Here is an 8,789-nt window from a genome sequence, read left to right on the forward strand (position 1 = left end):
GGAGAATTATTGAGATTCCTTATTCTGTTGAAATGCAATAGAAGAGGGCATCTCTTTTTTTGTTTTCCATAATTCCATAGGATTTTATAAGGCATGCAGGAAGCTATAGTTAAGCTCTTCTGTATATATACATAGGTGAATCAAAAGGATATAATAAAGGAAAGAGGATCGGAGGCGGTCTACGGTGATTGCTATATGGAATCGAAAAGAAGTCATGCTGACAAACGATATGGAGCGGCTTGCGAAAGCCCGCTATGCATTACAGGGAGCAGGGATTGTCTACGCATTGAAAATAAAAAATCTTGCGGCAGTCAATCATGGAGCTTGCGCTGTTGCTCAGGATTCACGACACAGTGATGCCATGTATCACCTCTACGTAAACAAACAGGATGAGCAAAGGGCATTGCATGTTATTCAGGAAGCGCTGCGCGTTTTTTGATGTTCCGATTTCTCCATCATCCCCAAGCTTCATATACTTAAAACCCAGTTCTTGAAGGAATGGCTGTGTAAAGCGAATGCTGTAAAAAACAGCTGTTGTCTGATGATACGTATACGAAGAAATACAAACAGCTCTTCATTCTGGAAAAATGAAATCGGAAGCGATTTAGAAGCATTTATCACTCCATACGAAAACAGACGGTACTGCAGCCGTCTGTTTTGCATACGTTAGTAAGGGTGAAAATTTGAAAAAAGAACAAATGTATATAGGACTGGCATTGTCCGGCGGCGGTATGCGTGCAGCGATTTATCATCTGGGGGTACTGCGGTTTCTTGCGGAACAGAAGCTTATGGACAGGGTTTCCCATATTTCGACTGTATCCGGTGCCAGTATCTGTATGGGGCTGATCTATGCCTGCAATGCCAATCAATGGCCAAGCGATACACAGTTTCTGGAACGGGTATTGCCGGCTGTTAAGAAATGTATCACACAGAAGGATATTCAGTGGCATGCATTGCTTCGTCTGTTTTTGCAGCCCTATTACTGGGATAAAAAGGTCAATCTTCTGGCGAAGGTGATGGAACAGCGCTGGGCAGTGAAGGGCTGTCTGCAGGATATCGCAATCTGTCCGGCATGGACAATCAATACGACCGCTTATGAATCGGGGAAGGATTTCCGTTTTACCAGTGCAAGGATGGGGGAACGGGATTCCAGCTATGTCATGCGCCCGTCCTTTGCATTGTCACATGCTGTTGCGGCAAGTGCCGGATTTCCGGTGCTCATTGGTCCCTACAAGCTGAAAACAGACAAGTATATCTGGACGGATGCTACCGGAACGATCACAGTCCGGCCGAGGGATCGGGTGCTGCATCTTTGGGATGGCGGTGTCTATGATAATATGGGGCTGGACCCACTTTTCACAACCGAACAGGATGGCGGTCTGCGTAGGAATATCAACTACCTAATCGTTTCCAATGCATCTGGTAACATTGAGCATAAGACCAGAAAATATTCTTTCTCCATCGAAAATCTCAAACGGCTGCTGGATATCAATATGGATCAGGTGGAATCCTTACGTTCTCAGGAGGTGATTGATTTCTTCCGCAGGTATCACAATGGTGTTTATTTGAAAATCGGTACGACGGTAAAGGAAATTATGCAGCATTGTGCGTTGCCAAAGGAACAAAGGGATGCATGGATCAGCAGCAGTATGAAGGAAGCGGAGGTCCAGCGGGTTGCAGATTATAAGACGACACTGGAAAAGGTATCGTCAGCTGATTTCGATGCTATTTTGCAGCATGGGTATGAAATTGCAAGAGCAACACTGTCATGTTTTGGGAATATCGCCTAAGTGTGTGCATTTTCACTAACACAAATGCCCGGTTGCGCATATAGTGAAGTGAGTAAGGAAAGAAAAGCTCTTGAAAGGGGAATAGCTATGTATCGAAACAGATATGACGATAACTGCGAATATGACGACTACGATTCCTACCGTGGATTTGATGAGCCAAAAGCCGAGCAGGACTGTGGCTGCAGATGCGATCGGGATTTTGACGATAATCGCGCTGTAGAAGATGAGCAGGGCTTTGCACAGGAATATTACGACTGCGATGGTGACGGTGGTTCTGCCTGTGACTGCGGCTGTGGCTGCAACCGTCCGCCGCGTCCGCCACGCCCGTATCCGGGAATTGGACCTACCGGTCCTATGGGTCCAAGAGGTCCTAGGGGTCCGCAGGGACCAAGAGGTCTGCAGGGACCGCAGGGAAGGGAAGGCCTGCAGGGCTTACGTGGTCCGCAGGGGAATACCGGCCCACAGGGGGTAGCGGGCGTTCAGGGTCCTACTGGTTCAACGGGTCCGCAGGGAATGCCAGGTGAGCGTGGCGCAACGGGAGCCAGAGGGGCAACCGGAGCCCAGGGACCACAGGGACCACAGGGGGCAACCGGTCCAGCCGGAGAATCTGCACCGCTTGTACAATTTGCTTCTGTCAGTCTTCAGTCCTTTACAGATAAGCAGTTCTGTGCACAGGATGCCTTTGTATTTGATGTAGGCTCTATTCAAAGTGGATTTACGATTTCTGATGACTATCAAAGTGTCATTGCGGGACATGCCGGTACCTATGTGGTGCAGTTCGGCTGTCTGCTTGCTTCACAGCCCTGTGAAGGGGATGCTGTTGCTCTGGAGCTGAACAGTTCGATGATCATCGAGGAATCCAGAATACCGATGCTATGTGAAGGAAGCTTTGTGCAGGGCAGCTGTATTGTCGAGTTAGGTGAGGGAGACAGTCTGCGTATGGTCAGTGATACTGCCCAGGGAGTCAACGTATGCAGCTTTAACAATACAGTCAATGCTTATTTAATCGTTTATCAGATCAATTGATAATGGAATCCGGATAGGGAAAGGGGTCGATGTATGGCGGGAATCAGTGTTTGCATGATTGTCAAAAACGAGGAGGAGGTTCTGGCTCGCTGTCTTGCCTGTGTTACCTCCTTTGCGGATGAAATCATTGTTGTGGATACCGGTAGTACAGATAAAACCAAGGCGATCGCTGCCGATTTCACGGACAAAATTTACGATTTTGCATGGTGCGATGATTTTTCCAAAGCACGAAACTATTCCTTTTCTAAGGCAACACAGGATTTTATCATGTGGCTGGATGCGGATGATGTAATATTGCAGGAGGATCAGGAACAGCTCGTGGAGCTGAAGCAGCGACTGCAGCCGGAGGTTTCCATCGTAATGATGAAATATCATACAGCGTTTGATGATAAGGGAAATCCTACCTTTTCCTATTATCGCGAGCGTTTGATGAACCGGCGAATGCAGCATCGCTGGAGCGGCGTCATTCATGAGGTGATACCATTAACAGGCATGGTGCAGTATGAGGACATTGCGATTACACATCGCAAGCTGCATGTCAATGATCCCGATCGTAATCTTCGCATCTTTGAAAAGCTACTGGCAGAAGGGAAGCAGCTGGATGCAAGGGAACAGTTCTATTATGCAAGAGAGCTGTACTATCATGCACGCTACCATGAAGCTTTGCAGGTGTTTGAAACCTTTCTGGATGAGAAGCAGGGATGGGTGGAAAACAACATTGATGCGTGTGAAATGATGGGCTACTGTCACAGTGCGCTGCAGCAGAAGGATGAGATGCTGCAGGCATATCTAAGAAGCTTTCAGTATGATGCACCGAGAGCAGAGCTTTGCTGTGATATCGGAAAATACTTCTTTGATGAAAAACGCTGGAAGGAAGCGGTGTTCTGGTATGAAACAGCACTGCATCGTACGCGCGATGACAAAAGTGGAGCCTTTGTCCGTGTTGACTGCTATGGTTATCTTCCGGCAATTCAGCTCTGTGTCTGCTACTGGCAGCTGCATGACCGACAGGCATCTATGCATTATAATGACATTGCAGGCAGATACAAGCCGGACAGCACTGCAGTACAACAAAATCGAAAATTTTTCGGGAATGCATCCTAGTGAATTTAGGGTGTATTCTTTTTTAATAGAATGCTGTAGAAAACCAGAATGCTTTCATCGCCGTAAGGATGGAAAAGAAGCAGGAGGAAATCCTATAGGTAAGAAATCATAGTGAGAACGAGGCGGCAGACAGACGGGAAAGCATTTGACATGGAAGGAAAGCAGGTGTATAATTCATAGCGTGCTATATATTAGCTGACGAGGTGTGAGGTGAAAGCATGGCAGAATATCATATCGGGTATCTCATCAAGCAGGTGTTTCTGATGAATCAGGCAAAGCTGAATACTATTTTTGCAGAATTTGATTTAACCGCTTCCCAGACCTTCACGCTGATTTATCTGTTTAAGGCTACAGAGCGTCATCAACAGGTACATCAAAAGGACATCGAGGAAGCAATGGACATTTCCAATCCATCGGTAACCGGTATTCTCAATCGTCTGGAGCATAAGGGACTGATTCATCGTGTCGCAAGTGCAAAGGATGCGAGGGTGAAGAATATTGTGGTCAGTGAACAGGCCCTGGAGCTGGATAAGATTCTCAGAAAAAAATTCAAGGAAAATGAAGAGGAACTCGTTTCTGCATTAAATGATGAGGAAATCGCATGTATGCAGAGCTGCCTTCTGAAAATGCTTCATCAGAAAAGCTGATGCTTTTCTTATCACAAAATACATAGCATGCTATCGAAAAGGAGATGACAACGATGATCAAACGAATTTTACAGGAAGTAAAAGAATACAAGAAATCCTCCTTTCTCGCTCCGATCTTCATGGTGGGAGAAGTTGTACTGGAAATTTCACTGCCGTTTTTGATGTCCTTTATCATTGATAAAGGCGTGAGTCAGGGCGATATGACGGAAGTGACAAAATATGGACTCCTTATGATTGCGGCAGCCTTCGGCTCTTTATTCTGCGGTGCCATGTCGGGGAAATGTGCAGCCTATGCATCTGCAGGCTTTGCCAAGAATCTGCGCAGAGCGATGTTCTATAATATTCAGGATTTCTCGTTTCACAATATTGACAGGTTTTCCACAGCAGGTCTGGTTACCCGTCTTATGACAGATGTTACCAATATACAAAATGCTTATCAGATGGTGTTGCGCATGTGTGTGCGTGCTCCACTGACACTGATTTGCGCCATGGCGATGACATTCGTGATCAATGCCGAGCTGTCCATGGTATTTCTGTATGCGATTGCCTTTCTGGGAATCGTGTTGATTTTTATTATGAAATTTGCACATCCAATTTTCCTGCAGGTATTTAACAAGTATGATGATTTGAATGCAAGTGTACAGGAAAATATCACGAATATGCGTGTCGTAAAGGCGTATGTGAAGGAGGATTATGAAATCTCAAAGTTTAACAAGGCGTCCTACAATATTTACCGCATGTTTAAAAAAGCAGAGAATATTCTGATTTTCAACTCTCCGGCGATGCAGCTTTCCATGTATGCCAGTATCCTTGCAATTTCCTGGCTGGGGGCAAGAATGATTGTCGGTGGTTCCATGACAACCGGTGAGCTGATGAGTATGATGACCTATACGACGAATATCCTGATGTCACTGATGATGCTGTCTATGATTTTTGTTATGCTGTCCATGAGCTTTGCGTCTGTACAGCGTATTGATGAGGTACTGGATGAAAAGAGTGATATTGTTTCTCCTACGCAGGCTGTTACCGAGGTGAAGGATGGTTCGATTGATTTTCATCATGTCAGCTTTGCGTACAGTGCGGATCAGGAAGCAGATTCTCTGGAGGATATTGATTTGCATATCCGCTCCGGAGAAACAATCGGGATACTTGGAGGAACAGGAAGTGGAAAGTCCTCCTTTGTACAGCTGATACCACGCTTATATGATGTGACAAAGGGAAGTCTGTGCGTTGGCGGCGTTGATGTAAAGGAATATGATTTGGATGTACTGCGAAATCAGGTATCCATGGTATTACAGAATAACGTGCTGTTCAGCGGTACGATCAAGGATAATCTGCGCTGGGGAAATCCGAATGCGAGTGATGAGGAAATGCTGCAGGCATGCAGACTTGCACAGGCGGATGAATTTATCCAGCGGTTTCCGGACGGCTATGATACGCATATAGAACAGGGTGGAAGCAATGTCTCCGGAGGACAGAAACAGCGTCTTTGTATTGCCAGAGCTTTACTGAAGAATCCAAAGATTCTGATTCTGGATGATTCCACAAGCGCTGTGGATACACGGACAGATTATCTGATACGAAAGGCGTTTTGTGAGGATATCCCGGATATTACAAAGCTGATCATATCGCAGCGTATCTCCTCCATTGAGGATGCAGACAGGATTCTGGTGCTGGATGACGGGAAAATCAACGGCGTTGGAACGCACGCGGAGCTGTTAAAGACGAATAAAATTTATCAGGAGGTTTATCGTACACAACAGGTAAAGGGAGGTGATGAGGATGCAGATTAAGAAAAACAAGGTCAAAGCGGATCGCGATTCCATGCAGGTGTTGACGCGTCTGTGTGGTTATGTCATTCACAATTACAAGGCTTCCTGTTTCTTTGTGTTGATTTTCATTATCATCAGTTCTCTGGCAACGGTGGCAAGCTCCCTGTTTCTGAAAAGTCTGATTGATGATTATATCGCACCAATTCTGGCATCCAGCGGACCGGCTGATTTCGGACCTCTGTTTCAGGCATTGTGTACTATGGCTGCCATCTATGCATGCGGCATTGCTTCGACATATCTGTATGCCAAAATTTTGATCAATGTGGCACAGGGGACGATGAAGCGGATACGTGATGATTTATTTGCGCATATGGAAAAGCTGCCAATTCGCTATTTTGATACACATCATCATGGGGATATCATGTCCGTGTATACGAATGATACGGATACACTGCGGCAGGTGATTTCACAAAGTATTCCACAGCTGCTGTCGAGCGCGATTACTGTCGTGAGTGTCTTTCTTTCTATGTGTGTGCTGAGTCTTTATCTGACGGTCATTGTCGTGGTTATGGTAATCGTCATGAAGACGGCAATGTCTAAAATCGCAGGACAGAGTGCTGTTTATTTCAAACGCCAGCAGAGCGATCTCGGTGTTGTGAACGGCTATATTGAAGAGATGATGAGCGGGCAGAAGGTCATTAAGGTGTTTACGCATGAGCAGGAAACAAAGGATGGCTTTGATCAGGTGAATGAGCAGCTGTTTGACAGTGCTTATCAGGCGAATAAATTTGCAAATATCCTGATGCCGGTCATGGGAAATCTGGGGAATATATCCTATGTATTGACGGCATTGCTCGGCGGTCTGGTCGCTATCAATGGTATCGGTGGTCTGACTCTAGGAGGTCTTGCATCCTTCCTGCAGCTGAATCGATCCTTCACTATGCCGATTACGCAGATATCCCAGCAGTTAAATTCCGTTATTATGGCATCCGCAGGTGCTTCCCGCATCTTTGCATTGATGGATGAAGGTCTGGAGCTGGATGATGGTCTGGTAACGCTTGCTAATGTGCAGGAGGTTGACGGTGAGCTGATTGAGAGTGAGGTGCCGACAGGGAAATGGGCGTGGCGGCATCCGCGAAGAGATGGGGCTGTGCAGTATGTTCCTCTGGTTGGAAATATCATATTTGATGATGTGAATTTTGGCTATCATGAGAATAAGCAGATTCTGTATAACATCAAGCTGTACGCTGAGCGTGGCCAAAAGGTAGCCTTTGTCGGTGCTACAGGTGCAGGGAAAACCACAATCACCAATTTGATCAACCGATTCTATGATATACAAAAGGGGACGATTACGTATGATGGCATTGATATCAAGCTGATTAAGAAGGATGATCTGAGAAGGTCTTTGGGCATCGTATTGCAGGATACACATCTGTTTACCGGTACGATTCGGGATAATATCCGATACGGCAAGGCAACTGCAACGGATGAGGAAGTGATTGCGGCGGCAAAGCTTGCGAATGCACATGGCTTTATACGGCATCTGGAGCATGGCTATGATACGGTGATCAGCGGAGATGGCGCTTCTCTTTCTCAGGGGCAGCGACAGCTGTTGTCGATTGCCAGAGCAGCGCTTGCGAATTCACCAGTTCTAATTCTGGATGAGGCAACAAGCTCGATTGATTCCCGTACCGAGAAAATTGTGCAGGATGGTATGGATAAGCTGATGGAGGGAAGAACGGTGTTTGTCATTGCGCATCGGCTATCCACAATCAGAAATTCCGATGTGATTATGGTGATGGATCAGGGGAAGATCATTGAGCGTGGAAATCATGAGAAGCTGATGAAGGAGCGGGGAACGTATTATCAGCTGTATACCGGGGGATTGGAGCTGGATTAGGTAGTGTTTTGAAATGAAAAAGGACTGTCTGTTTGAAGAATAATAAATTTTCTTTGACAGGCAGTCTTTATAGTATTGTATTCGTTTTTTTTTGTATAGATTGAAGACATTAAAGCTTTGATACAGCGTCCTCAAATTCCTTCAGGATATTGTGATGCGCTAAGAATTCAAATACTTCTTCGTCGGTTAAATCCTTTTCGTATTCATCAATTACATTACATACGGTGTCACTTAATGGATATGGCTCACCGCTTTGGGTACGTATGAAGTGCAGATGCCAAGTGTTTTCAATCACTGTCAGTGTGATGGAGGCGGTATCTTCGCCCATGTCACCCCAGATTGGCTTAGTGAATATATCGGTAAAAAATGCATAGTTAGTGTTGATAAATTTATTTTTAAAATCGTTGATTGTTTGTATCGTCAGCTGAAGTGAAAAGTTAAATTCCACTTTCAAAAGGCGAATAAAAAATGTGGAACTTTCTTCTACAGAAGTCTATACAGAGCATAAATATAGCGTTAGAAAGGGTTTCAAATAGGTAGAAGTAAGTAA

At 45.5% G+C, this 8,789-nt stretch carries 8 protein-coding genes; 7 read left to right on the forward strand and 1 reads right to left on the reverse strand.

Annotated features, from left to right (window positions below):
- Positions 1 to 184: 184 nt before the first annotated feature.
- The 7 genes from NE665_RS04340 to NE665_RS04370 all read left to right on the forward strand — a co-directional run bounded on the left by NE665_RS04340 (position 185) and on the right by NE665_RS04370 (position 8,239).
- Positions 185 to 439: a hypothetical protein gene (locus NE665_RS04340; RefSeq protein WP_117442878.1), complete on the forward strand. Its 255-nt coding sequence runs from the start codon at positions 185 to 187 to the stop codon at positions 437 to 439.
- 244 nt (positions 440 to 683) lie between these two features.
- Positions 684 to 1,790: a patatin-like phospholipase family protein gene (locus NE665_RS04345; RefSeq protein ID WP_233104539.1), complete on the forward strand. Its 1,107-nt coding sequence runs from the start codon at positions 684 to 686 to the stop codon at positions 1,788 to 1,790.
- An 87-nt stretch (positions 1,791 to 1,877) separates the two neighbouring features.
- A complete protein-coding gene (locus tag NE665_RS24745; RefSeq protein ID WP_117442880.1) occupies positions 1,878 to 2,816 on the forward strand; it encodes a collagen-like protein in 939 nt (312 codons plus the stop codon).
- Between the two features lie 33 nt (positions 2,817 to 2,849).
- Positions 2,850 to 3,920: a glycosyltransferase gene (locus tag NE665_RS04355; protein WP_117442881.1), complete on the forward strand. Its 1,071-nt coding sequence runs from the start codon at positions 2,850 to 2,852 to the stop codon at positions 3,918 to 3,920.
- A gap of 218 nt (positions 3,921 to 4,138) precedes the next feature.
- Positions 4,139 to 4,567, forward strand: a complete 429-nt coding sequence (locus tag NE665_RS04360) for a MarR family transcriptional regulator (RefSeq protein WP_117442882.1) — start codon at positions 4,139 to 4,141, stop codon at positions 4,565 to 4,567.
- Between the two features lie 53 nt (positions 4,568 to 4,620).
- Positions 4,621 to 6,360 carry an ABC transporter ATP-binding protein gene (locus tag NE665_RS04365; RefSeq protein WP_117442883.1) on the forward strand — a complete coding sequence of 580 codons (1,740 nt, stop codon included), beginning with the start codon at positions 4,621 to 4,623 and terminating at the stop codon, positions 6,358 to 6,360.
- The gene (locus NE665_RS04370) at positions 6,350 to 8,239 is read left to right on the forward strand and encodes an ABC transporter ATP-binding protein (protein WP_117442884.1); all 1,890 of its coding nucleotides are present in this window, start codon (positions 6,350 to 6,352) and stop codon (positions 8,237 to 8,239) included. Before NE665_RS04365 ends, NE665_RS04370 begins: the two co-directional genes overlap by 11 nt.
- Positions 8,240 to 8,348: 109 nt before the next feature.
- Here the strand turns inward: NE665_RS04370 and NE665_RS04375 are convergent, their stop codons facing one another.
- Positions 8,349 to 8,567 (reverse strand): hypothetical protein, encoded by a 219-nt coding sequence (locus tag NE665_RS04375; RefSeq protein ID WP_256302461.1) that lies wholly within the window; start codon positions 8,565 to 8,567, stop codon positions 8,349 to 8,351.
- Positions 8,568 to 8,789 lie beyond the last annotated feature (222 nt).

The sequence above is a fragment of the Clostridium sp. DFI.1.208 genome, from assembly GCF_024463855.1.
Taxonomy (GTDB): Bacteria; Bacillota_I; Bacilli_A; order Erysipelotrichales; family Erysipelotrichaceae; genus Clostridium_AQ.